Source organism: Haloarcula sebkhae, assembly GCF_014647415.1.
Taxonomy (GTDB): Archaea; Halobacteriota; Halobacteria; order Halobacteriales; family Haloarculaceae; genus Haloarcula; species Haloarcula sebkhae.
Window position 1 is genome coordinate 118,068 of the sequence record NZ_BMPD01000003.1, and the last position, 21,113, is coordinate 139,180.

The following is a 21,113-nucleotide window of genomic DNA, read 5'->3' on the forward strand; positions in this document are numbered from 1 at the left end:
ATGTTCGACGGACTGAAGGACAAACTCAGCGGGTTCACGAGCGACGTCGAAGAGGACGTCGACGAAGAGGCACTCGAAGCGGAGGAAGAACCGGACGCCGACGAGGCGGACGGGGAAGTGCCGGCTGATCAGGCGACTGATTCCGAGCCCGCAACGGACGCGCAGCCGTCCGAAGGCGATACGCAGGCGGCGACGCCAGCAGCTACGGACGATCAGTCCGGGACTGGCTCTGAACCGTCAGCCGCCGACTCCGGGGCGCTAGATGAGTCAGCCACAGCGTCGTCTACGGCAGTCGAAGACGGGGAGGCAGTCCCCGACGCAGATTCACAGTCGGACGATGCTCCGAAGACCGAGGCGGACTCGGCGTCCGAAGCCGATTCGGCGTCCGAAGAGGACGACGGCGGCCGCGGCCTCGCCGCGAAGGCGAAGCTCATGGCCACCGGAAAGACGGTTATCGAGGAAGAGGACCTGCAGAGTCACCTCGATGACCTCGAACTGGCGCTGCTGTCGAGCGACGTGGAGATGAGCGTCGCCAACGAGATTCTTGATGGCGTCAAGGAGAACCTCACGGGCCAGACCCGCCGGCGGCTCTCCAGCACGGGGAACCTCGTCCGGGACGCGCTCCGCGAGTCGCTGTACGACGTCATCAACGTCGGCCAGTTCGACTTCGACGATCGGATCCAGCAGGCGGACAAGCCGGTCACCATCGTATTCACCGGCGTCAACGGCGTCGGGAAGACGACCTCGATTGCGAAACTCGCCCGGTACTTCGAAGAGCGCGGACTCTCGACGGTGCTCGCCAACGGCGACACCTATCGCGCCGGCGCGAACGAGCAATTGGAGAAACACGCCGAGAACCTCGACAAGAAGATCATCACCCACGAGCAAGGATCGGACCCGACGGCGGTCGTCTACGACGCCGTCGAGTACGCCAAGGCCAACGACATCGACGTGGTACTGGGCGATACGGCCGGCCGACTCCACACCTCGGATGACTTGATGGCCCAACTGGAGAAGATCGACCGCAACATCGATCCGGACATGACGCTGTTCGTGGACGAGGCGGTCGCGGGTCAGGACGCCGTCAACCGGGCGCGCGAGTTCAACGACGCCGCCGAGATAGACGGTGCGATCCTGACGAAGGCCGACGCCGATCCGCAGGGCGGCGCGGCGATCTCCGTTGCTCACGTCACGGGGAAGCCGATTCTCTTCCTGGGGACCGGCCAGGACTACGACGACCTCGAACCGTTCGACCCCGAGGAAATCGTCGACAGCCTCATCGGCGAATAAGGCTCGGACTTCGAGGTTATTATTGCCGCAATATCTGGGCTATGAGCAGCTATTGCTGGCCCTTATTGTGGAAAACCCGGCGCAGTCGCGCGCTCTCGACGGGACTGCACTGCGTACGATGCAGCAAATATCACCACATCGGCGGAGGTGTGGTCGTTTTCGCCGACAGGAGCGCGTTGAAGTCGATCGCTGCTCATCACTGATTTACGCAATATTGTAGCGTGACACCAATGCAGACAATTGAACGATGTGACGTTTCCGGCGATATCGTGAACGGGGGAGACAGCGATGCCTGACCGACGCTACCGTCGGCAAGCCGTGCCGGCTGATGTCGCACCTGAACTCCTCGGGCCATCTTCGGATGACCGCCGTCTCCCTACCGACGAGTACAGTTCGTAACTGACGGGAGCGAGTCGATGCCCGGTGTTCTAGGCGACGGTGACGACAGCCGCGGCTGCGGGAGTTCCTGAAGGTATGGAGACTGATGCAGGCACTGACCGTTCACGGGTTATTACGTTGCTAAACTGAGATTGAGCGGGTTTTGACCCCGGAGCGGGTGTCTGACTCACGGCGCAGGGCAGGCTAGTGCAACCTGGGACGCACATACCTATGTACTCGATAACCGCTCGGGAACAGTGTGCATAATTATAACCCGAGTATCGAACCACACCGCGGCACGTCGAAGTTCGGGCGATCGAAGCGTAGAACTACTTGTGAACCGGTCGAAATACTGGATTCGAACTAATCAGGGTCTGAAACCGATTGTTTTGCGAACTAGCACACCTTCGGGTGTGGCTAATCCGCTCTGTCAGACACTTAGCAGGTCATTCATAAATTGCCTTGGTAGTCTTCGGGCAAACGCTATGGGACGACTGACATCTCGACGAAACGTTATCAAGATCGCAGGCGGCGCACTCGTGGCGCTCGCTGGCTGTAGTGACACTGGCGGTAGCGGCGGGAACAGCACTGTGGAGACCGACGGCGGCGGTGCGGAAGCCCCGGACACGCCGACGGCTGAAGAGACTGACGCGATGACGGCCGACGATACAGAACCGGCGATGGAGACTGAGACTGCCTCCGAAACTGAGGCCGAAACCGGAATGGATACCGAGACGGAACTCGGCGAGAACGAAACTGATGCTCCCGGGAACGAGACCGAGATGCCGGATACTGAAACAGATCTACCAGGCAATGAGACTGAAGTACCGGGCAACGAAACTGAAACGCCTGGCAACGAGACAGATACTCCGGGCAACGAAACGGACATATCCAGTAACGAAACCGAAGTACCTAGCAACGAAACTGAACTACCCGGCAATGAGACCGATACGGCCGGGACCGAGACAGGCAACGAAACGACCGCGAACGAAACCGAAGTGTAACCCGCCCGCACCGTACCAGAGCCGTTCCCCACCGATCAGGTGAGATTGTTGCTACTCTCGGGCGGCCTCGACGGCGTCGACGAACGCCGCGGCCTGTTCGCGGACGCCGTCCATGTCGTCGTTCTCGATTGCTTCGTAGTTGACCAGCGCCGAGCCCGCGCCGACGGCGACCGCACCGGCGTCGAAGAACTCGTCGACGTTGTCGGTCGAGACGCCACCAGTCGGCATAATCGGGACGTCGCCGAGCGGACCCTGCAGCGCGCCGATGTGGGCCGGGCCGACCGTTTTCGCTGGGAACATCTTCAGGATGTCCGCGCCCGCTTCCATCGCGTCGGCGGCCTCCGTCGGCGTCATGACGCCCGGGATAGCGAGGACGCCCTCGCGGTTACACACGTCGATGACCTCTTCGTTGAGGTTCGGCGCGAGAACGAACTCCGCGCCAGCCTCGATGACGTTGCGGGCGGCGGCGGCGTCCATGACTGTCCCGGCCCCGATGATGGCGTCTGTGTCGTCGAGCGCTTTGTCGACGGCGGCGATCATGTCCGAGCAGCGCTTCGCGTCGGCCGTCAGCTCCAGCGCCGTGACGCCGCCCTCGTGGACGGCTGTCGCCACGTCGACCATCTTTTCCTCGGGAATCCCGCGCAAGACTGCCGTGACTCCGCTGTCGACCAGTTCCTGTTGTACCGCCTGTTTACTCGTCATAGGCGCAACTGTGACGGGGTGGCTGAAAAGCGTGTCTGAACCTCCGGCCCACTCGCTACGCGTCCGGGTCGTACGGGCGCGCGATGTCGGTCGGCGGCGCGCCGACGCCCAGCACAGTAACCGATTCGTCGGCGTCAGCCGGGTTGTGCGCGCGCTGCGGGCTCTCCGGCTCGGCGACGAACGCCTCGTCGGCCGAGACGACGTACTCCTCGTCGGGCGTTTCGACGTGAAGCGTGCCGTCGAGTACGTAGAATAGTTCCTCGCGCGTCTCGTGGTAGTGATAGGCCCGCGAGAGGTCCTCTCCGGGCGCCATCTTGTAGGTGGCCGCGTGGAGCGCATGGAGTTCGGCGGCGTCGGAGATGCCGCGCCGGTCACAGGGGTAGTCCTCGGTTTCCGACAGGTCCTGCGGATCGATCTGGTGATAGCCCATACCGTCGGTGGGGGCGTCGGCGGGCAAAAGCGTGACCACGGCGGGGCGTCAGGTGAACAGCCAGACGAGGAGCGACAGCGTTCCGATGGAGACCACCGTCGACGTGAAGACATTCAGCGAAGCGAACGCCGCGTCGCCGCCGAGTTCCGTCGTGTAGACGTACGTCGACACCGCCGTTGGCGTGCCGAGCATCACGACTGCCGCACCCAGCGCTGTCGCGTCCATCGACAACGAGGAGTACACCAGCCACGCCAGCGCCGGCATCCACAGTACCTTCAGCCCGACGATGCTGACGGTTTTTTGCAGATCCGACACCGGAAGGTCCGTGTCGAGCGTCGCACCGATACACAGCAGGGCGACCGGCAACGCCAGTTCAGCCGGCGGGCCGAGCGCACCGATGAGTAACTCCGGAACGGACAGCGACAGGACCGAGGCTGTGATGCCAGCCACCAGCGCGATGAGTACCGGGTTCGTCACGAGTTTCTTGCACTCGGTCAGCAGCGAGGCGTCGCTGCCGTTGATACGGACCAGCAGGAACACCGTCACCGGGACGTGGGTCACCGCGCCGATACCGAGGATGACGCTGGCGACGGCTGTCGCTTCGCTGCCCATCGTCGCCGCCACGAGCGGCAGCCCGAGAAACCCCATGTTGCTGTGATACGACTGGACGACGGAGACGCTGCGGCGGTCGGCGGAATCCAGCCGTCGATGGACGAGCCAGCCCAGCGCTATCGTCAGCGCGATGACGGCCCAGAACCCCCCGAGTAGCGCCGGTGAGACGATCTCCTGTAACGGGCGGTCGTACGTGGACCGGAATATGAGCGCCGGCAGCGCGACGGTAAAGACGAGTGTGGTGAGGCTATCCGTCCGCCGCTCGGTCAACAGCCCGAAATGGCCGGCGGCGACGCCGGCCGAGAGAAACGCGACCATGAATCCGAGCTGCCCGAGAACGGCCATGTTGGTCCCCAATCGGTTCGTCTTTTTGACCCTTTCGCCACGGGCAGAAACAGTATCAGTGGAGAAGCTGGAGAGAGTTCACAGAGAATTGGGACTGAATTTGAAGGATCTTTGAAAAATATTCTCAATATCCCTCTCCGTGGTGAACCGTGGAGGCGGAGAAAGCCTCCGAAGCACAATGACTGGAAGCGAACAACCGACACGGCGACAGGTTCTCCGGTCAACAGCAGCCCTCGGCGTCGCAGGTGTTGGGCTGTCTGTGACTGGAGCAACTGCAGCGAACCCTGGAAACGGTGATGAGCGCGGTACGGGGAAAGAGTTCGGTCGTGTCTATGCGAACGACGTACTCTGGCGGACAAACGTTGTGAACGTCCTCGACGAGCGTCCCGACCCGGAGGACAAAATCTACTTCCTCCATGACGGACATAAACCGATCGTGGCTAACGAGAAGGTGAGTGCCGACCAACGCTCACCGTTCGTCTCCGAGTCAGCACCCGGTGACCGGGACTGGAACGGTGGGCAGTGGACGCATTTCTCGGCAGCGGTGACTGACATCCAGGCGTTCAATGACGATGCACCGCTGACAAGCGATAGCGATATCTTAGACAAAGACTACATCAACGTCACTCTCGGTCGTCCCGGCTTCGGCCCACCCGACTTCTTCGTCTGCCCGCTGAACGGTCGCGCATAGCGGCTTCCCTACAACCACTTTCTCTGACTGCTGTCAGCCCGCGGCTCCGGACTTGCAGGGGAGTCGGGCGCATGACAACAAGCCTTTACCCGCACCGTCGCGTATCTCGCGCTAACAATGGTACTCGACGATCTTGGGAGTTCACTCCGGGGGACACTCGACGACCTCCGGGGGAAGTCCCGGCTCTCTGAGGAAGACATCGAGGATATCGTCAAGGAGATTCAGCGGTCGCTGTTGCAGGCTGACGTGGATGTCGGGCTCGTACAGGACCTCTCGGATAGTATTGAGACGCGTGCGCTGGAAGAGGAGCCGCCGGCAGGGACAACTCCGCGGGACTGGGTCCTGCGGATTGTCTACGAGGAACTGGTCGACCTCGTCGGCGAGTCGACCGAACTCCCGCTGGAGGAGCAGACCATCATGCTCGCCGGCCTGTACGGGTCGGGGAAGACGACGACGGCAGCGAAGATGGCGTGGTGGTTCTCGACGAAAGGGCTCCGGCCGGCAATCATCCAGACTGACACGGACCGGCCCGGTGCGTACGACCAGTCCAAGGAGATGGCCGAGCGCGCCGAGGTGGACTTCTACGGCGACCCCGACGAGGACGACCCGGTGAAGATCGCCCGCGACGGGCTGGAAGCGACGGAGAGCGCGGACGTTCGCATCGTCGACACGGCAGGCCGTGACGGCCTGAACGAGGAGCTAATCGAGCAGATCGAACGCATCGAGCAGGAGGTCCAGCCCGACCGGGACCTGCTCGTGCTGGACGCGGCGATGGGCCAGAGTGCCAAGAGCCAGGCCGCCGACTTCGAGGAAGCCATCGGTATCGACGGTGTCGTCATCACGAAGCTCGACGGGACGGCCAAAGGTGGGGGCGCGCTCGCTGCGGTCAACGAGACCGACTCCACCATTGCCTTCCTCGGTTCCGGGGAGACGGTCAAGGACATCGAGCGGTTCGAGCCCTCCGGGTTCATCTCCCGACTGCTCGGCATGGGCGACCTCAAACAGCTCACCGAGCGCGTCGAGCGCGCAATGGAGGAAACGCAGGAAGGCGACGAGGAGGACTGGGACCCCGAGGACATGATGGAGGGGAAGTTCACCCTCAAGGACATGCGCAAGCAGATGCAGACGATGAACAACATGGGGCCGCTGGACCAGGTGATGGACATGATTCCCGGCCTGGGCGGCGGGCTGATGGATCAGCTCCCCGACGACGCGATGGACGTGACTCAGGAGCGGATGCGGGACTTCGATGTCATCATGGACTCGATGACCGAGGAGGAACTGGAGAACCCCCGCGTCGTCGGCCAGTCCCGAACCAGGCGCATCTGCCGCGGCTCGGGCAAGCCCGAGGAACGGGTTCGTGAGCTCCTCCAGCAACACAAGCAGATGGAGCAGATGCTCAAGCAGTTCCAGGGCATGGGTGACGGCGACATGGAGCGGATGATGAAACAGATGCAGCAGGGCGGTGGCGGCGGTGGCGGCATGGGCGGTATGGGTGGCGGCGGTATGGGGCCGTTCGGCGACTAACGCCGCTGCGTCGATCTGCGGGACGTGATACGTGGCGTTATTTTTGATGATCTATGTTCGAAATCCGGGCCAGAACTAAGGGTTGGCCCGTCCTACGGATGAAGCGAGCATGTACGAAATTGTCGCTGGGATAGACAAAAGTGAGGCTCGTGGGACCGCCATCGCGGAAGCGATAACCGAAGTTCCGATGGACGCCAGCCAGGTCCGTGTCACGCTGCTACACGACTTCGAGGAGAACCCCGAAGGCGCGTCCGTCGATCAGGTGGCCTCCGTGCGCCGGGCACGAGAAGTCCTCGAGGACGCTGGCGTTGAGGTGGCGCTGGAAGAGTCAAGCGGCGAACCGGCCGACGCAATCCTCCGGCTGGCTGACGAGCAGGACGCCGATATGATTGTCGTCGCCGGACGAAAGCGGACGCCGACGGGCAAGGTTCTGTTCGGCAGCGTTACACAGAGTGTGATTCTCGGTACGGATCGTTCCGTGCTCGTCTGCAGCGGCGAAGAAGAGTAACGCCGCAGTCAGACGTCGTACACTTCTTCGACTCGTTCCGCGAGCGGCGACGGGTCCGTCCGCCCGGTGATCCGCTCGACGGGTTCGCCGTCCTCGAACAGCACGACGGCGGGGGCCGCGTTGACCCCGACCGACTGACAGAACTCCGGGGACCGCTCGCCGGCGAGGCCACCGACCGGGACGCCGTCCGGGAACGCGGCCAGGACCTCGTCCAACTGCTCTTTCATCGCTTCGCAGGGTTCACAGAACAGTTTCCACACGGTGATGACACACCGGTCGTGGGCGTTGACGAACGCCTCGTAGCTGTCGTCGTCCAGATGCTCGACCGCGTCGGGGACCGGCGTTTCCGGCCCCAGTTCGGTCGCCATCTGTGCCATCGTCGTCAGTTCCACGATGGTGTAAGAATCGTCGACGTTCGACCGCAGGGTCAGGAACGTGGCGAACTCCTCGCGTGAAACGTCGAGTTCGTCGACCCGTTCGGCCGCTTCGGCAGCCGAATCGAGGCCGAACACCTCGGCGACAGACTCGTGGAACTCCGCGTCGCCCATCGTCACGTAGGTGTCGTAGTATACCTCGCGGTCGGCCTCGAACGCCTCTGTCGTGCTGACTTCATCCGTTTCCGCGTCGATGACGACGACACCCTCCGACTGCAGTGCGTCGAGTAGCGCTTCGGGAGATTGAGTTTCCGACATTCAGACACCCAGATATTTGTCGCGTGTTTCTTGATCCTGCTGTAGTTCCTCGGCGGGCCCTTCGAAGACCACTTGCCCGCGGTCCAGCACGTAACACCGGTCGGCGATCTTCATCGCTGCCACGGCGTTTTGCTCCACCAGCAGTATCGTCGTCCCGTCCTCGCTGATTCGCCTGATGGCGTTTTCGACGGACTCGATGATCTGTGGCGCCAGCCCCTCGTACGGTTCATCGAGCATCAACAGGTCGGTGCTCTGGTGGAGCGCGCGGGCGATGGCGAGCATCTGCTGTTCGCCGCCAGAGAGCGTGCCGGCCTTCTGTGACCGCCGTTCGTCGAGTCTCGGGAAGTACTCGTAGATCTCGTTGGCCGACATCCCCTCGTCGCGGAAATCGAGCTTCCGTCGCCAAGTGTTCGACTTGTTGCGGACGGTGTCCGCGAGGTGGAGGTTCTCGGCGACGGTCAGGTCAGTGAACACGCGCCGTTCCTCCGGGACCAGCGAGATGCCGCGGACGGCGATGTCCTCCGGCGGGTCGTTGGTGATGTCCGTCCCGTCGAACTGGATCGCACCGCTCCGGACGTCCGGCGGCGTCGCCCCGGAGATACACCGGAGCGTCGAGGTCTTTCCCGCGCCGTTACGGCCCAGCAGGGCCGTGATTTCGCCGTCGTCGACGCTCATCGACACGTCCTGAATGATGTGGCTCTCGCCGTAGTAGCCGTTGATGTTGTCTACGTCGAGCAGCGTCATTCCTCGACACCTCCGAGATACGCTTCCTGCACAGCGGGGTCGTTCTGTACCTCCGTCGGCGTCCCCTCTGCGATAACTGACCCACGGTTGAGGACGACGATGCGGTCGGAGATGTCGAAGACGATCTCCATGTCGTGTTCGACAAGCAGGAATGTCAGGTCGAGTTCCTCTTTGACCCGCTTGATGAGGTCGACGGTCGATTTCGTCTCGTCGGGTGACATTCCCGCCGTCGGCTCGTCCATCAGTAGCATGTCCGGTTCGGCGGCCAGCGCGATGCCGAGTTCGAGCCGGCGCTTGTTCCCGTAGTCGAGACTATCGGCCTGGTTCTCCCGCTCGTCGTACAGACCGACCGACTCGAGGACCTCGTTCGCCAGTTCGTCGACCGCCGGGTAGCTGTTCTGATTCCGGAAGAAGTTGAACCGGAACGAACCGTGCTCGGCTGCCAGCGCCGCGATGGTCGCGTTCTCCTTGACGGTTAGTTCGGGGAAGATCGAGGCTGTCTGGAAGGACTTGCTCATCCCCCGCTGGACGACCTCGTGTGGGTCCATCCCGATGATGGAATCCCCTTGGAACGCGATCTCGCCGTAGCTCGGTTCGAGCCGTCTGGTGACGAGGTTGATGAACGTCGATTTCCCCGCGCCGTTGGGGCCGATGAGGCTCACACCCTCGCCCTGTTCTATCTCCAGATCCACCTCGTCGACGGCCGTGAGGCCGCCGAACTGCTTTGTGAGCCGTTCCGTCTTGAGGACCGTCATTCGTCCTCACCTCCGACAACCATGTCACGGACGTAGTCGATACCGCCCCAGATGCCGTTGGGGAAGAGGACGACGGCGACGACGAACACGATGCCGAGGATGAGGTGCCAGAACGGGCCGAGCGTCTCGAACCCGCTGACGATGTTCTCGATGTACAGGTACAGGCCGGCGCCGAACAGCGGCCCGAACAGCGACCCGACGCCGCCGAGGACGGTCATGATGACGACGCGGCCGGACTCGGTCCAGTACAGCGACTGCAGTGGCACGTAGTTCCCCTCGATGGTGAACAGGCTCCCGGCGATGCCAGCGAACGCCGCCGAGATGATAAACGCCATCAGCTTGTACCGCCAGACATCCAGCCCGACGAACTCCGCTCGCCGCTCGTTCTCTCGAATCGCGCGAAACACGGTTCCGTACGGCGAGTGCAGGATACGGTTCGCCATCGCGACTGACAGCACCGTCATGACGGCGACGAACACGTACAACATGTTGTCGACCAGCATCGTCAGCGGGAACGGCACCCCACCGTGGATGTCGATAACGCCCAGTAGGCTGCCGATATCTACGGAGGTGAAGCCGTTCTCACCGTTGGTAAGGAAGGCCAGCGGCGACGCCGCCAGGTAGAACGACATCTGGCCGAACGTCAGCGTCAGGATAGCGAAGTAAATCCCGCCACGGCGCAGCGACAGGAAGCCCACGATCCACGCCATCAGCACCGCAAACGCTGTGCCGGCGAGCAACACGAGCAGCGGTGAGCTGCTGACGCTTGCGCTGAAGATGCCCGCGGCGTAGGCCGCGCCGCCGAAGAAGACGGCGTGACCGAACGACAGCAGGCCGGTGTAGCCAAGCAGGATGTCGAAGCCGACGGCGAAGATGCCGTAGATGAGCATCAGCGTCGCCAGCTGCGTGTAGCCGTTGAGGAAATTGTTGAACAGGAACGGGAAGACAGCCACACCAACGACGGTGAGCAGGACTGTCGAGATCTCCCGGTCGCGGAAGCTGGCCCACCGGTCGGCGAAGCCGCCGGTGACCTCCGTGTCCGTGTCGGCTGCCGCCGTGGCAGTCGCGTCGCCCGGTTCGTCGCTCACGAGACATCCACCTCCGAGCCCAGCAGCCCCTGCGGACGCACCAGCAGGATTACGGCCGCAAGCGCGTAGATTCCGACCTGGCTCCAGGCGGCATAGCCGGTCTGGATGAGGAGTACCTGTAGTGTCCCCAGCATCAGCCCGGCTACCACGGCTCCCTCTATTTTCCCGACACCGCCGATGACGACGGTCAAGAACGCTGGCACCAACTGTTCAGTCCCGATGTTGGGGTTGACGTTCGCGAGCGGGCCGCCGACGACGCCGGCCACGCCGGCGAGTGCGGCACCGATGCCGAACACGACGAGGTACGGGCGGCTCAGTTTGATCCCGAGCAGTCGAACCATCTCGCCGTCGAGGGTACCGGCCTGGACGATGAGGCCGAAGTCAGTGTACTCGACGAGTGCGTACACGCCTAGGACGAGGACTGCGGTAATCGCGATGACGCCGAGTCGCCAGCGCGGGAAGTTTCCGACCACGGGCAGCGCGATTGGACCGGATGCCCACGAGGGCTGTGGGAACGGCTGGCTGCTCCCGCCAAGCAGCGCCCGGAGCAGTTCCTGGACGATGATTGCGAGCCCGAACGTCACGAGAATCTGGTCGGTATCGGGGCGGTCATAAAACGCCTGTGCGATGAACCGCTCCATCAGCAGTCCAATAACGAACACGACAATCGGCACGATGACCAGTGCAGCGACGAACCCCAGTCCGATACCGTATGATTGGATTCCCCATTCCGCTAACTGACCGTTGTTCAACGGGACCTGTCCAGTTATGAACAGGCCGAGATACGCGCCGACGAGGTACAGTGCTCCGTGGGCAAAGTTGACGAACTTCAGCGTCCCAAGGATAATCGATAGCCCGACCGCGAGTAGGACGTAGATTGCGCCCTGTTGCAACCCATTCAGTAAGATCGTGAGGATATCTGCGAGTAGCGTCACGTCGGAGTCACCCCACTGCACTCTGCTCGTACTATCTGCGTATTCCTAATCATGCTAGTTTTTGTGTATCAAGTAAGGCAACCTCATGCACTATAAATCATGAGGGGTACGCTCCCCTGTCCGGATTCTGCTCTATTCGTCGCCGTATTCGCCGAGTTCGCACTCCGCGGCCGGTCCGGAGTCACAGCCATAGCCGACGTCGTCCCGGGACGTGATCTCGACAATGTCGATGAAGTTCCCGTCGCCCTGTTCGCTCTCAGGCAGCCCTTGGGCAACCGGAATGTCCCGCTGGGCTTGGTGGTCACAGGCACGCATCGTTTCTTGGCCCATGCCGATGTTGCTGTATTCGTAGTCCTCCAGTTGGCGGATGACCTCCGGCGGGTAGAACGTGCCCGCTCGTTCGGCGGCGGCTGCGTACTGGAGCGTCTGTGCGTATGCGAGCTGAGCCGGTCCGGACGGGACGCGGTCGTACTCGTCTTGGAACGCCTGCGTGAACGCGTTCGACGCCTCGTTGTCGATCTGGGAGTCCCAGGCGATCGTTCCGTAGATACCTTCGATAGAGCCACCGGCGGCCTGTGCCATCGGGCGGTTGTACAGCGGGACGACGAGTTCCATGTCCTCGTCGATACCGGCATCGACGGCCTGTGAGACGGAGTTCGCGCCGTCCAGCCCGTAGTGGTTCAGGACGAGTACATCCGCGCCACTGTTTGCGGCCTCGGAGAGATACGAGGAGAAGTCGCTGGTCCCGAGTGGCGTCGGGACGCTGTCGACTTCCTCCCAGCCGATCTCCGAGAGGAACTGGTTCATCGAGTCCTGCTGGGTCTGGCCCCAGGAGTAGTCGGCGTACAGCTGATAGAACTCGTTGTCCGAGCCGTACTCGTTTTCAAGCACCGGCGCGAGTGCCTGGCCGGTCATGTACGCGTTGAACATCTCTCGGAACCCGTACCGAGCGCAGTCTTTCCCGGTCGTGTCGTTCGAGTGGGTCAGACAGGCCATGAACATGACATTCTCAGTCTGACAGAGGCCCTGCACGGCGATGGCCACTGCACTGGAAGAGCCGCCTGAAATCATCACCACGTCATCCCGGTTTATCATCCGCGAAGCGGCCTGTCGAGCGGTGTCGGCGTCGGTCGCGGTGTCACCGTTCACCGAGTCGACCGTGTACCCGAGGACGCCGTCGCCGCTGAGGCCCTCGAAGCTGTCCACCCAGCCACCCCCATTATTGAGGTGTTTCTGGGCGAGTTCGTATGCCCGGAGTTCGTCCTGCCCCTCTGACGAGTAGGGACCGGATTGTGGAACGTTGAATCCGAACGTGACTGTGTCGCCCTCCACCGGGAAATTTCCGAGTGACGGGTAGTCGTCGCCGCCGTCACCGCCACCGTCGCCACCGCCATCGCCACTGTCGCCGCCACCGCCGTCGCCACCGTCGCCACCGGAACAACCGGCCAGTCCCGTCAGCCCTGCCACACCTGCGACGCCCGTACTCTTCAGCAACTGTCGTCGGTTGACCGATTTGCCATTAGTTGGCATGTTCCATACGGTGTCTGTATATATCATAATAGTTTCGGTAGGTTAATCAACGATTTCACATCTATAGAACGACATATTCCGGATAAATGGCGATCCGTAGACTTATTCCGACCTGATTGGTTTGTTAGAACATGACGAGGAAACTGCGTCGGCAGCTACTCGTCCTCACCATCGTCGTTACCGCTGGCTGTGGCGGGTTCGGGTTCAGCGGCGGTGACGGCTCGCCGACGCCGGTGACGCCTGCGCCGGTACCGACCGACTCTGGGACCACGTATCCTGCTGGTGTTGGGTCGACGGGCGTCACCAGCCCATCCCTCCTCGGGTCCGCTCACGGGGACCGTCTCAACGGAACCGGATACACGCTGACGATGAACCGGACCGTCCGGTATGCAAACGGGTCGTTGCGGTCCCACCTCCGGGTCCATGTCGCGCTGGACGCGAACCGGACGTACCTCACGAACATCTCCGTCCGCGGGCACGCAGCCCCGGTGCTCCTCGGCCGGCCGCCGGCGACTGCGTCGTTCTGGTCCAATGGCGACACGTATCTCCGCCGACTCGTGCGCGACAATCAAACGGTCCACAACGAGTACGACCCGCCGGACAGCTACGCCGGAACGTGGCGATACTGGGTCCACGCCGCCGCGCTGAACGGTCGTCCCGCCGCCGATGTCACTCGGACTGTTGCCCCGTTCCACACCCGGGCCCTGCAGTCCCAGCAGTCAGACGGGACTGTCTGCGTCATCAGGGGCGACCGACTGCGGGAAAACACCACGTCGACAGCGTGGGCGTCCCGGGAGAACGCGACGCTCGTCGCCCACGTCACTCGAGCAGGACTCGTCCGACACTACCGGACCGAGTACACGAGAGTCACGGACGACGGCGACCCAGTCACAGTAACTAGAACGGTCCGGTTTACAGCGGTCGGGAACACGACAGTCGGGCGGCCACCGTGGTACGACAGGGCTCGGTCGACCGCCGGCTGAGTGGGGGCCAGCGCATCAGGGGGCTTTTTTTCGCTCGCCGTCCTTCGCCCTGCAATGACTGTCCGCGAGGTGGCACTCGAAGCCTACCGGGAAGCGCTCCCGGTGCTGGCACTCAGTGCAGTCGGTGGCCTCTTCGCGGGTGTTGTCCTTGGCGGCATGGACGCGGAGTTACAGGATGTCGCCGGACTGCTCGTGCTCGTCCCGGCGCTGCTCGCCACTCGAGGGAACGTCTACGGTTCACTCGGTGCACGTCTGGGCTCGGCGCTCCATCAGGGGCTTATCGACCCGCGGTTCTCCTTCGACGACGACCGCATCAACGCCGCCGTCACGGCGGCACTGGCAAACGGCGTACTCATCAGCGGGGTCGCCGCGGTGATGGCTGTCGCCCTGCTCGCGCTGGTCGGACGACCGTCGGCCCCGCTCACGACCCTCGTCGCCATTGCGCTCATCGCGGGCTTCGTCTCCGGGCTGTTGTTGACTATCGCCGTCGTTTCGGTCGTGTTCGTCGGCTACCGCCGCGGACTCAATCCGGATACGTTGGCCGGCCCGGTCGTGACGACGACGGGCGACGTCGTCGGCATCGCGACGCTGCTGGGCGCGACCCGACTCGTCCTCGCGCTGGGGGGTGGCTGAGTGGCGGAGTTCGCCTCCCAGTGGTCGGTTTCGGGCATCGTCCGGACGATGTTCCCCATTCTGATCGTACTCACCGCTATCGAACTCGGGAGTGGCCTCGTGCTGGATACCTTCGAAGGAACACTGCTGCAGTATCCCTCACTGCTCGTGCTCGTCCCGGTGACCATCGGGATGGCCGGCAACCTCGGTAGTATCCTCGCAGCGCGGTTCTCGACGGCGTTTCACCTCGGCCTCCTGTCGTTTGCGGCAACCGACGACCGGTTGGCCGGCAACGCTATCGCTACGCTTGCGCTCGCGGTGACACTGTTCCCGCTTGTCGGTGCCGGCGCGTGGCTCCTCCAGACGGTCATTGGCGGCACTGCGCTCCCGCTCCGGACGGTCGTGCTGGTCGCGCTCGTCAGCGGCAGCCTGCTGGCACTGTTGGCTATCGTCGTGACGACGGTGACGACCTACGCCGCCTACCGGTTCGAACTGGACCCCGACGACGTGGTCATCCCCGTCGTCACGAACGTCTGTGACGTGCTGGGCGTGGTGGTGCTGTTCGGTGCTGTTCGCGTCCTCGTGTGACAGGTCGGTGTCGGCACTGCGGTAGCCGTCGTCCCGCGCGGCCATCGTGCCCGGCAGTCGTTTCCCCGAAAGCGACCGACGCTATCGATGGGCATTTGCGGCCCAGAGTCGTACGTCTCAGTGTGCAGTCGTTCGTTGCCGCAGTGCTCGGCCACCCGGCGGTCGCTGTCCTCGGAGAGGTCGCTGTCCGGGTTCTCCGGATCACGTTCTTCCTCTCCTTTGGCGTATTTCTCGCGGAACTGGCGGTCGCGTTCGGACTGGTCGAGAAAATCGCCGTCGTCTCACGCTATCTCACATCGCCGGCGAACCTCCCGGACGAGGTCGGCACCGCTATACTGACGACGACAGCGTCGACGACCGCCGGCTACGGCATGCTCGCCGACTTCCGCGAGTCCGGTGTCCTGTCCGACCGCGCGACGATAATCGCCGTCACGATCAACACGTTCTTCGGTTTCGCCCAGCACATCATCACGTTCTACGCGCCGATTCTCATCCCGATTCTGGGCTTTCGGGTCGGGGTGTTGTACGTCGCCACGCGAGGGCTCATCGCGCTGGCGATTACGCTGACCGGCATCGCCGCCGGTGCGGTGCTGCTGGACGCGTCCAACGTCGGCCGGTCGACCGCCGGTGCGGGCCCGACTCCGGACGGCGGGACGGCTGACGACGCGGCCGACGTGTTCGACGACCGTCCGGAGAACCGCCGGGCGGCCGTCAGGACAGCGTTCGACGCGACGGCCGAGAAAGTCCGCGACATCCTGCCGCGGCTAGCGGCGATCTACACCGTCGTCTCGCTACTGCTTGCCTACAGCGATGAACTGCTGGCACTCATCGGTAGCGACGGGGCGTCCGTGACGACTGCCGCCGACGGGTTCGCCGGACTGCTCGGCCTGCCCGGCGCGGCCATCCCCGTCATCGCCGCCTACGCCCTCGATACGACCTCGGGGGCGACGGTCATCGCGCCGCTCATCCGGAACGGGACCTTCTCCGCCCGGACCGCCGTGGCGACGATGCTCGTCGGCGGGATCATCTCGTTTGCCGTTTCGACGTTCAAGCGCTCGATCCCGTTCCAGTACGGCATCTGGGGCCGGGAGTTCGGCTCGAAAGTCATCGTCGTCAACACGGGCCTGAAAATCGTCTGGATCGCGCTGGCGCTGGTCGTCCTACTGTAGTGAAGTCGGTGGCCCGGCGTCAGTCAAACGTATAAGCCATCATCACTTCGTCGACCTGCTCGCCGTCGACGGTGTAGTGGTTCCGGCGGATTCCTTCGGTGTGCCAGCCGTGGTTTTCGAGGAATACCATCGCGTTCTCCGTGATCGCCGGCACGCTGTTGTACAGCTTCCGGTAGCCGTTGGCCTTCGCCCAGTCCAGCCCACGTTCGATAAGCTGGCTCCCGATGCCCTGCCCACGCTGCTCCTCCCTGACGCCGACGGTGAGTTGAGCCGTCTCGCGGAGCTTGTCCAGTTGCGGGATGTCGAGGTGGCACCAGCCGATGACCTCCCCATCGACCGTGGCGACGAAGAACACTCTCGATTCGACCGTGTTGTGCCGCGTGACGGCGTCCTCGTACAGCAACTGCTCGGCGACGCTCTCGGCGACGACGTACGTGCCGTCGCTTGAGACGTTCCGAATGGTCTGGACGAGTCCTTCGAAGTCGTCGTTGTGGGCCGGCCGAATCGTGTATGTCAGCCCGTTTGTGGTGTGTTGCTCGACTGAGCCGACATCGAGCGCCAGCGTCAGGGTTCCGCCGTCGTCCTCGATGTACCCCTTCGACAGGAGATGTGTTAGGGCCTTCTCGAATGCTTCGGGAGAGAGGTCCACCATCTCACGGACCCTGTGCCGTGCCGCCGTCCCGTGTCGTTCGACGTACTGGTACACCTCCATCGCCGCGCTCGTTTCGAATGTCGGCCGTTCGACAGCGTCCATATCGGACATATATACTAGCAGATTATTAACAATTGTTGTTTGGTAACATAAAACATGAAACGCGGTGGGAGTTCTGTGCGAGCAGTCCCTGCCGAACGTGACGAGATGGGCTTGACTGGCAGGTCAGGCCGTATCCGGAATTGGGTCCGAAATGACGACGGCGTCACCTTCGATGACGCAGTTCCCCTCGGAGTCGTCGACGGCCGTAGCCAGCCGGAACCGGTTGTCCTGAATACGCTCGACGACCTCACAGCGGGCCGTGACCTCCTCGCCGATATCGACGGGTCCCTGATAGCTCAGTTCCTGCGAGAGGTAGATCGTCAGCCCGGGGAGTCGCGCCAGGGCCGCACTGATGATACCCGAAACAAGTGTCCCGTGGACGATTCGGCGACCGAACCGCGTCCCGTCCGCGAACGCCGCGTCGAGGTGGAGTCTGTTCGTGTCGCCGCTGGCCTCGGCGAAAGCCTTCACGTCGGCCTGCGATATCGTCTTGCTGAACTGGACGTGGTCTCCGACATCGATCCCGTCGGCGGTCCCGTAGCTCTCGAAGGTCCAGTCCTCGTTCTCGTACAGCGTGTCGGGCCGGGTGAACTGCTTCCGCTGGGACTGGTCATCGAACGCTCTCCTTGCCCGTGAGAGGTGTGGGATGTAGTCCGAGAGGTCGGTCGTCGTGACGATACCGACGAGAGATCCGTCCTCGACGACGGGCAGTTTCTTGATGTTGTTCGTCCGCAACCGATCCACGGCTGTTTCGATGTCCACGTCGGGCGTGACCGTCACCAGCGTCTCGGCCATTACATCGCCGACCGACAGCGCTCTGGTATCCCCCTCGGCTGCGGTGACGGCGACGATATCGCCTTCCGTGATGATGCCGACGCAGCTGCCGTCGTCCTCGACGACGAGTGAGCCGATGTCTTCGTCGCGGAGACGCTGAGCCGCCTCGATGACCGGAGCATCGGGACTGATTGTTTTGACCGGCGTCCGCATGATATCTCTAACTGGTAGCGGGACGAGCATCGTACCGGAATCCAGACATGGCAGACGTATAACAGTCCGCCCGGCGACACCGGCATCCTTGTATCGCCGGCCATCGATATTTCGACAATGTATCGGCTCGCGTTCGGCCTTGTTGTCGTCCTTGTGGTTGCTGCCGGCTGCAGTGGCTTCACCGCGGGACCATCCGGGTCGGCAGGGACCGCCGTCGACGGCCAGCCGGCAGTCGACGTTCCGGCGTCCGCTGTCACGGTGACCGTTACAGCCGTCGTCGACGGCGACACGATACAGGTCGCCTACGAGAACGGGACCGGCGACACGGTCCGGCTCGTCGGGGTCGATACCCCCGAAGTCCACACCGAGAACAAGCCCGCGGAGTTCGAGGGTGTTCCCGAAACCAACGCCGGAGCGTCTTGTCTCCGCGGGGCCGGCACGAACGCGTCGTCGCTCGTCAAGCAGCGGCTCCTCGGCAAGACCGTCGGGCTTGCCTTCGATCCGAATCTGAACCGGCGCGGCTACTACGACCGACTACTGGCCTACGTTGTTCACGACGAAGCGCTGTTCAATTACCGACTCGTCGAGGCTGGCCACGCGCGCGTCTACGACAGCGAATTTACGCGAGCCAACCGATTCTACGCGGCCGAGGACGCTGCCCGCTCCGACCGGCGCGGACTCTGGCGCTGTACGGATTCGGACGCAATGACCCGCACGGCTATCGCCGACGGCGGGTCCGAGAGCGCCAGCGTCGTCGAAATTGCGAACATCCACGCCGATGCGACGGGCAACGACAACGAGAACCTGAACGACGAGTACGTTACGCTCGTGAACACCGGCGATGAGCCGGTCGACCTCTCCGGGTGGGCGGTCAGCGACGAGGTGGACCACCAGTACACGTTCGCGAACCTGACTCTCGACCCGAACGCGTCGGTAACTCTCTACACTGGTAGCGGTACTGACACTGACACGGAACGGTACTGGGGCCGGGACGGAGCGGTCTGGAACAACGACGGCGACACCGTCACGGTCCGCAACGCCAGCGGTGCGACGGTCCTGCGACAGTCGTACTGACGCCGCTGCGCTGTCACGATAGTATAAGCCGCTCCGGTGCTAACCACTGTCATGGACACCCGCCGGCTGACGCCGACATCACGGGCGGTGGACTGGGGGCTGTTCGCGGCGGTGGCGACGCTGCTTACCACCGGTATCGCCACCATCTTTGCAGGCATCCCCAGCAGTGCGTGGATTATCGACGTTCATGCCCTCTCCGGTGTGGTGCTGACGCTCCTGCTGCCGGTGAAGCTTCGCCGTGTCGCCCACCGCCTCACTCTGTCGCGGCTCACCGGGGTCCGCGTTCTCTCGGTCGTTTTGGCCACGGTCGCCCTGGGCGCGCTCGGTACTGGCGTCTGGTGGATATTCGGCGGCACACTCAACCTCGGTCCGTGGGGGCTGTTTCACCTGCACGTCGCGCTCGGACTGCTGATCCCGCCGCTGTTGCTGGTGCATCTCCGCGCCCGGTTTTACTCCCCGGTACAGGCCACCCGCGGCGGCCGCCGGGATGTCCTCCGGTACGCTGGACTGGTGACCGCGGGGGCGCTCCTCTGGCGAGTCCAGGGGCCAGTCAACGACGCCCTCGACACGGCTGGCGTGGACCGAAGGTACACCGGCTCGCGAGAGCAGGGAACCGACGACGGCAACCGGTTCCCTGTCACTAGCTGGGTCGCCGACGATCCGGACCCGATCGACGCGGCCGACTGGTCGCTGTCTGTCGCCGGTCGAGTTGCCAGCGCGGCTAGCTATGCCGCTGGCGACCTCTCGCCGGATGCGACTGAATCGGTGATCCTCGACTGCACGAGCGGCTGGTACTCCGGTCACGAGTGGCAGGGCGTTCGCGTCGGCGATCTGCTCGACGCCGCCGACCCCGACGACGCGGCGGCGTGGGTCCAGTTCCGGTCAGTGACCGGCTACCGGTGGAGCCTCCCGCTGTCGGAGGCTCGCGATGCTATGCTGGCCACCCATGTCGACGGCGAGCGCCTGGCCCACGGTCACGGCTACCCGCTCCGCCTCGTCGCACCGGACCGCCGGGGCTTCCAGTGGGTGAAGTGGGTCGAGTCGGTGCAGGTCAGCAAGCGCCGCGAACTCGGTGAATGGCTTGCGATATTCGTGAGCGGGCTTTGATCCGGTCTACGTACTCTGAGGCAGCGCGGTCGCTGTTCTTCCGGGGCAGTCCCGCGTGGAAAGAGGCGATTACCTGCGGTATATGCCAACTTCGGACGGGACACACCGAGTATTGTCTCTCTACGTTGGCTCAGGGCTCAGTACAGTACTACAGGCCCAGCGGTCGAAAGAGTAGCTTACCGCTGTAGTTATCATTGAAGCTACCACTAACGAAGTAATGTGGAACGGTAGCGGGGGTATGAACTGGCGGCAGCACGCCCGAATCGCCGGTCCGTCGAACACTGCCGTCGCCTTGTGGGCGGTTGCCGTCGCTTTCTTCGGCGTCGGCGACCTCGTCACAACGCTCGTCGGCTACAGCATTACCGGCGTGACAGAACTCAGCCCGGTCGTCAAACTACTGTTGGAACGGCACGCGCTGTTGGTGCTGACTGGGCTGAAAGCCGTCGTGTTCGCTGGCTTTTTTGCCATCTGGAAGTACGTCTCCTGGCCGTACTCCATCGGTGTCCCGCTTGGGCTGGCGCTACTGGGCGTCGCGGTGACGGCGTGGAACACCGGCATCATCCTCACGGCTGTACTGGCCTGAGCGCGGCGGTCGGCCGCTTCCAGTC

The 21,113-nt window shown here is 63.3% G+C and carries 23 protein-coding genes; 12 read left to right on the forward strand and 11 right to left on the reverse strand.

Annotation, left to right across the window (positions count from 1 at the left end):
* Together ftsY and IEY38_RS10335 are read left to right on the forward strand one after the other, a co-directional pair.
* Complete coding sequence (gene ftsY, locus IEY38_RS10325; RefSeq protein WP_188977563.1) at positions 1-1,290, forward strand: signal recognition particle-docking protein FtsY; 1,290 nt, start codon at positions 1-3, stop codon at positions 1,288-1,290.
* 863 nt (positions 1,291-2,153) lie between these two features.
* The gene (locus tag IEY38_RS10335; RefSeq protein WP_188977564.1) at positions 2,154-2,672 is read left to right on the forward strand and encodes a cell wall anchor protein; all 519 of its coding nucleotides are present in this window, start codon (positions 2,154-2,156) and stop codon (positions 2,670-2,672) included.
* A 51-nt stretch (positions 2,673-2,723) separates the two neighbouring features.
* On the opposite strand, the gene IEY38_RS10340 is transcribed toward IEY38_RS10335, so the two are convergent.
* From IEY38_RS10340 to IEY38_RS10350, 3 genes are read right to left on the reverse strand one after another with little or no spacing between them, the layout of a single operon-like run.
* Complete coding sequence (locus tag IEY38_RS10340; protein WP_188977565.1) at positions 2,724-3,374, reverse strand: bifunctional 4-hydroxy-2-oxoglutarate aldolase/2-dehydro-3-deoxy-phosphogluconate aldolase; 651 nt, start codon at positions 3,372-3,374, stop codon at positions 2,724-2,726.
* A 55-nt stretch (positions 3,375-3,429) separates the two neighbouring features.
* Entirely contained in the window at positions 3,430-3,804 is a 375-nt protein-coding gene (locus IEY38_RS10345) for a cupin domain-containing protein (protein ID WP_188977566.1), read from the reverse strand.
* Positions 3,805-3,852: 48 nt separating this feature from the next.
* Complete coding sequence (locus IEY38_RS10350) at positions 3,853-4,761, reverse strand: AEC family transporter (protein WP_188977567.1); 909 nt, start codon at positions 4,759-4,761, stop codon at positions 3,853-3,855.
* A gap of 178 nt (positions 4,762-4,939) precedes the next feature.
* Here IEY38_RS10350 and IEY38_RS10355 point away from each other — a divergent pair, with 178 nt between their 5' ends.
* The 3 genes from IEY38_RS10355 to IEY38_RS10365 all read left to right on the forward strand — a co-directional run bounded on the left by IEY38_RS10355 (position 4,940) and on the right by IEY38_RS10365 (position 7,487).
* Positions 4,940-5,452, forward strand: a complete 513-nt coding sequence (locus tag IEY38_RS10355) for a hypothetical protein (protein WP_188977568.1) — start codon at positions 4,940-4,942, stop codon at positions 5,450-5,452.
* A 117-nt stretch (positions 5,453-5,569) separates the two neighbouring features.
* Entirely contained in the window at positions 5,570-6,979 is a 1,410-nt protein-coding gene (locus IEY38_RS10360) for a signal recognition particle protein Srp54 (RefSeq protein ID WP_188977569.1), read from the forward strand.
* 109 nt (positions 6,980-7,088) lie between these two features.
* Positions 7,089-7,487: a universal stress protein gene (locus IEY38_RS10365; protein WP_004594022.1), complete on the forward strand. Its 399-nt coding sequence runs from the start codon at positions 7,089-7,091 to the stop codon at positions 7,485-7,487.
* A gap of 8 nt (positions 7,488-7,495) precedes the next feature.
* Here the strand turns inward: IEY38_RS10365 and IEY38_RS10370 are convergent, their stop codons facing one another.
* The 6 genes from IEY38_RS10370 to IEY38_RS10395 form a co-directional block, all read right to left on the reverse strand.
* A complete protein-coding gene (locus IEY38_RS10370) occupies positions 7,496-8,179 on the reverse strand; it encodes a thioredoxin family protein (RefSeq protein WP_188977570.1) in 684 nt (227 codons plus the stop codon).
* Positions 8,180-8,923 carry an ABC transporter ATP-binding protein gene (locus tag IEY38_RS10375; RefSeq protein WP_188977572.1) on the reverse strand — a complete coding sequence of 248 codons (744 nt, stop codon included), beginning with the start codon at positions 8,921-8,923 and terminating at the stop codon, positions 8,180-8,182. It lies immediately after the preceding gene.
* Positions 8,920-9,678, reverse strand: coding sequence for an ABC transporter ATP-binding protein (locus IEY38_RS10380; RefSeq protein ID WP_188977575.1), 759 nt, complete (start codon positions 9,676-9,678; stop codon positions 8,920-8,922). Before IEY38_RS10380 ends, IEY38_RS10375 begins: the two co-directional genes overlap by 4 nt.
* Complete coding sequence (locus IEY38_RS10385) at positions 9,675-10,766, reverse strand: branched-chain amino acid ABC transporter permease (protein WP_188977577.1); 1,092 nt, start codon at positions 10,764-10,766, stop codon at positions 9,675-9,677. Before IEY38_RS10385 ends, IEY38_RS10380 begins: the two co-directional genes overlap by 4 nt.
* A complete protein-coding gene (locus tag IEY38_RS10390) occupies positions 10,763-11,701 on the reverse strand; it encodes a branched-chain amino acid ABC transporter permease (protein WP_188978222.1) in 939 nt (312 codons plus the stop codon). Before IEY38_RS10390 ends, IEY38_RS10385 begins: the two co-directional genes overlap by 4 nt.
* 132 nt (positions 11,702-11,833) lie before the next feature.
* Entirely contained in the window at positions 11,834-13,231 is a 1,398-nt protein-coding gene (locus IEY38_RS10395) for a substrate-binding protein (protein ID WP_188977579.1), read from the reverse strand.
* 131 nt (positions 13,232-13,362) lie between these two features.
* Between IEY38_RS10395 and IEY38_RS10400 the strand changes: the two genes are divergently transcribed.
* The 4 genes from IEY38_RS10400 (at position 13,363) to IEY38_RS10415 (ending at position 16,583) form a co-directional block, all read left to right on the forward strand.
* Positions 13,363-14,214 (forward strand): hypothetical protein, encoded by an 852-nt coding sequence (locus tag IEY38_RS10400; protein WP_188977581.1) that lies wholly within the window; start codon positions 13,363-13,365, stop codon positions 14,212-14,214.
* A gap of 54 nt (positions 14,215-14,268) precedes the next feature.
* Positions 14,269-14,847: a magnesium transporter gene (locus tag IEY38_RS10405; protein ID WP_188977583.1), complete on the forward strand. Its 579-nt coding sequence runs from the start codon at positions 14,269-14,271 to the stop codon at positions 14,845-14,847.
* Entirely contained in the window at positions 14,848-15,414 is a 567-nt protein-coding gene (locus tag IEY38_RS10410) for a magnesium transporter (protein ID WP_188977586.1), read from the forward strand. It abuts the gene before it with no gap.
* A 122-nt stretch (positions 15,415-15,536) separates the two neighbouring features.
* Positions 15,537-16,583, forward strand: coding sequence for a nucleoside recognition protein (locus tag IEY38_RS10415; RefSeq protein WP_188977588.1), 1,047 nt, complete (start codon positions 15,537-15,539; stop codon positions 16,581-16,583).
* A gap of 19 nt (positions 16,584-16,602) precedes the next feature.
* Here IEY38_RS10415 and IEY38_RS10420 read toward each other — a convergent pair whose 3' ends face one another.
* Complete coding sequence (locus tag IEY38_RS10420; protein WP_188977590.1) at positions 16,603-17,337, reverse strand: GNAT family N-acetyltransferase; 735 nt, start codon at positions 17,335-17,337, stop codon at positions 16,603-16,605.
* A 123-nt stretch (positions 17,338-17,460) separates the two neighbouring features.
* Entirely contained in the window at positions 17,461-18,354 is an 894-nt protein-coding gene (locus IEY38_RS10425) for a CBS domain-containing protein (protein ID WP_188977598.1), read from the reverse strand.
* An 87-nt stretch (positions 18,355-18,441) separates the two neighbouring features.
* On the opposite strand from IEY38_RS10425, the gene IEY38_RS10430 reads away from it, so the two are divergent.
* From IEY38_RS10430 to IEY38_RS10440, 3 genes are all read left to right on the forward strand, one after another.
* The gene (locus IEY38_RS10430; RefSeq protein ID WP_188977600.1) at positions 18,442-19,398 is read left to right on the forward strand and encodes a lamin tail domain-containing protein; all 957 of its coding nucleotides are present in this window, start codon (positions 18,442-18,444) and stop codon (positions 19,396-19,398) included.
* 51 nt (positions 19,399-19,449) lie between these two features.
* Entirely contained in the window at positions 19,450-20,505 is a 1,056-nt protein-coding gene (locus tag IEY38_RS10435) for a molybdopterin-dependent oxidoreductase (RefSeq protein WP_188977602.1), read from the forward strand.
* 238 nt (positions 20,506-20,743) lie between these two features.
* The gene (locus IEY38_RS10440) at positions 20,744-21,088 is read left to right on the forward strand and encodes a hypothetical protein (RefSeq protein WP_188977604.1); all 345 of its coding nucleotides are present in this window, start codon (positions 20,744-20,746) and stop codon (positions 21,086-21,088) included.
* The last annotated feature ends 25 nt before the right edge of the window (positions 21,089-21,113 follow it).

Bases quoted from the DNA above. Each gene is read 5' to 3' on its own strand.
- IEY38_RS10425 (WP_188977598.1), bottom strand. From the start codon at position 18,354: ATGCTCGTCCCGCTACCAGTTAGAGATATCATGCGGACGCCGGTCAAA.
- IEY38_RS10380 (WP_188977575.1), bottom strand. From the start codon at position 9,678: ATGACGGTCCTCAAGACGGAACGGCTCACAAAGCAGTTCGGCGGCCTC.
- IEY38_RS10375 (WP_188977572.1), bottom strand. From the start codon at position 8,923: ATGACGCTGCTCGACGTAGACAACATCAACGGCTACTACGGCGAGAGC.
- IEY38_RS10335 (WP_188977564.1), top strand. From the start codon at position 2,154: ATGGGACGACTGACATCTCGACGAAACGTTATCAAGATCGCAGGCGGC.
- IEY38_RS10440 (WP_188977604.1), top strand. From the start codon at position 20,744: ATGAACTGGCGGCAGCACGCCCGAATCGCCGGTCCGTCGAACACTGCC.
- IEY38_RS10345 (WP_188977566.1), bottom strand. From the start codon at position 3,804: ATGGGCTATCACCAGATCGATCCGCAGGACCTGTCGGAAACCGAGGAC.
- IEY38_RS10420 (WP_188977590.1), bottom strand. From the start codon at position 17,337: ATGGACGCTGTCGAACGGCCGACATTCGAAACGAGCGCGGCGATGGAG.
- IEY38_RS10365 (WP_004594022.1), top strand. From the start codon at position 7,089: ATGTACGAAATTGTCGCTGGGATAGACAAAAGTGAGGCTCGTGGGACC.
- IEY38_RS10370 (WP_188977570.1), bottom strand. From the start codon at position 8,179: ATGTCGGAAACTCAATCTCCCGAAGCGCTACTCGACGCACTGCAGTCG.
- IEY38_RS10340 (WP_188977565.1), bottom strand. From the start codon at position 3,374: ATGACGAGTAAACAGGCGGTACAACAGGAACTGGTCGACAGCGGAGTC.
- IEY38_RS10355 (WP_188977568.1), top strand. From the start codon at position 4,940: ATGACTGGAAGCGAACAACCGACACGGCGACAGGTTCTCCGGTCAACA.
- IEY38_RS10350 (WP_188977567.1), bottom strand. From the start codon at position 4,761: ATGGCCGTTCTCGGGCAGCTCGGATTCATGGTCGCGTTTCTCTCGGCC.
- IEY38_RS10360 (WP_188977569.1), top strand. From the start codon at position 5,570: ATGGTACTCGACGATCTTGGGAGTTCACTCCGGGGGACACTCGACGAC.
- IEY38_RS10400 (WP_188977581.1), top strand. From the start codon at position 13,363: ATGACGAGGAAACTGCGTCGGCAGCTACTCGTCCTCACCATCGTCGTT.
- IEY38_RS10435 (WP_188977602.1), top strand. From the start codon at position 19,450: ATGGACACCCGCCGGCTGACGCCGACATCACGGGCGGTGGACTGGGGG.
- ftsY (WP_188977563.1), top strand. From the start codon at position 1: ATGTTCGACGGACTGAAGGACAAACTCAGCGGGTTCACGAGCGACGTC.
- IEY38_RS10395 (WP_188977579.1), bottom strand. From the start codon at position 13,231: ATGCCAACTAATGGCAAATCGGTCAACCGACGACAGTTGCTGAAGAGT.
- IEY38_RS10405 (WP_188977583.1), top strand. From the start codon at position 14,269: ATGACTGTCCGCGAGGTGGCACTCGAAGCCTACCGGGAAGCGCTCCCG.
- IEY38_RS10430 (WP_188977600.1), top strand. From the start codon at position 18,442: ATGTATCGGCTCGCGTTCGGCCTTGTTGTCGTCCTTGTGGTTGCTGCC.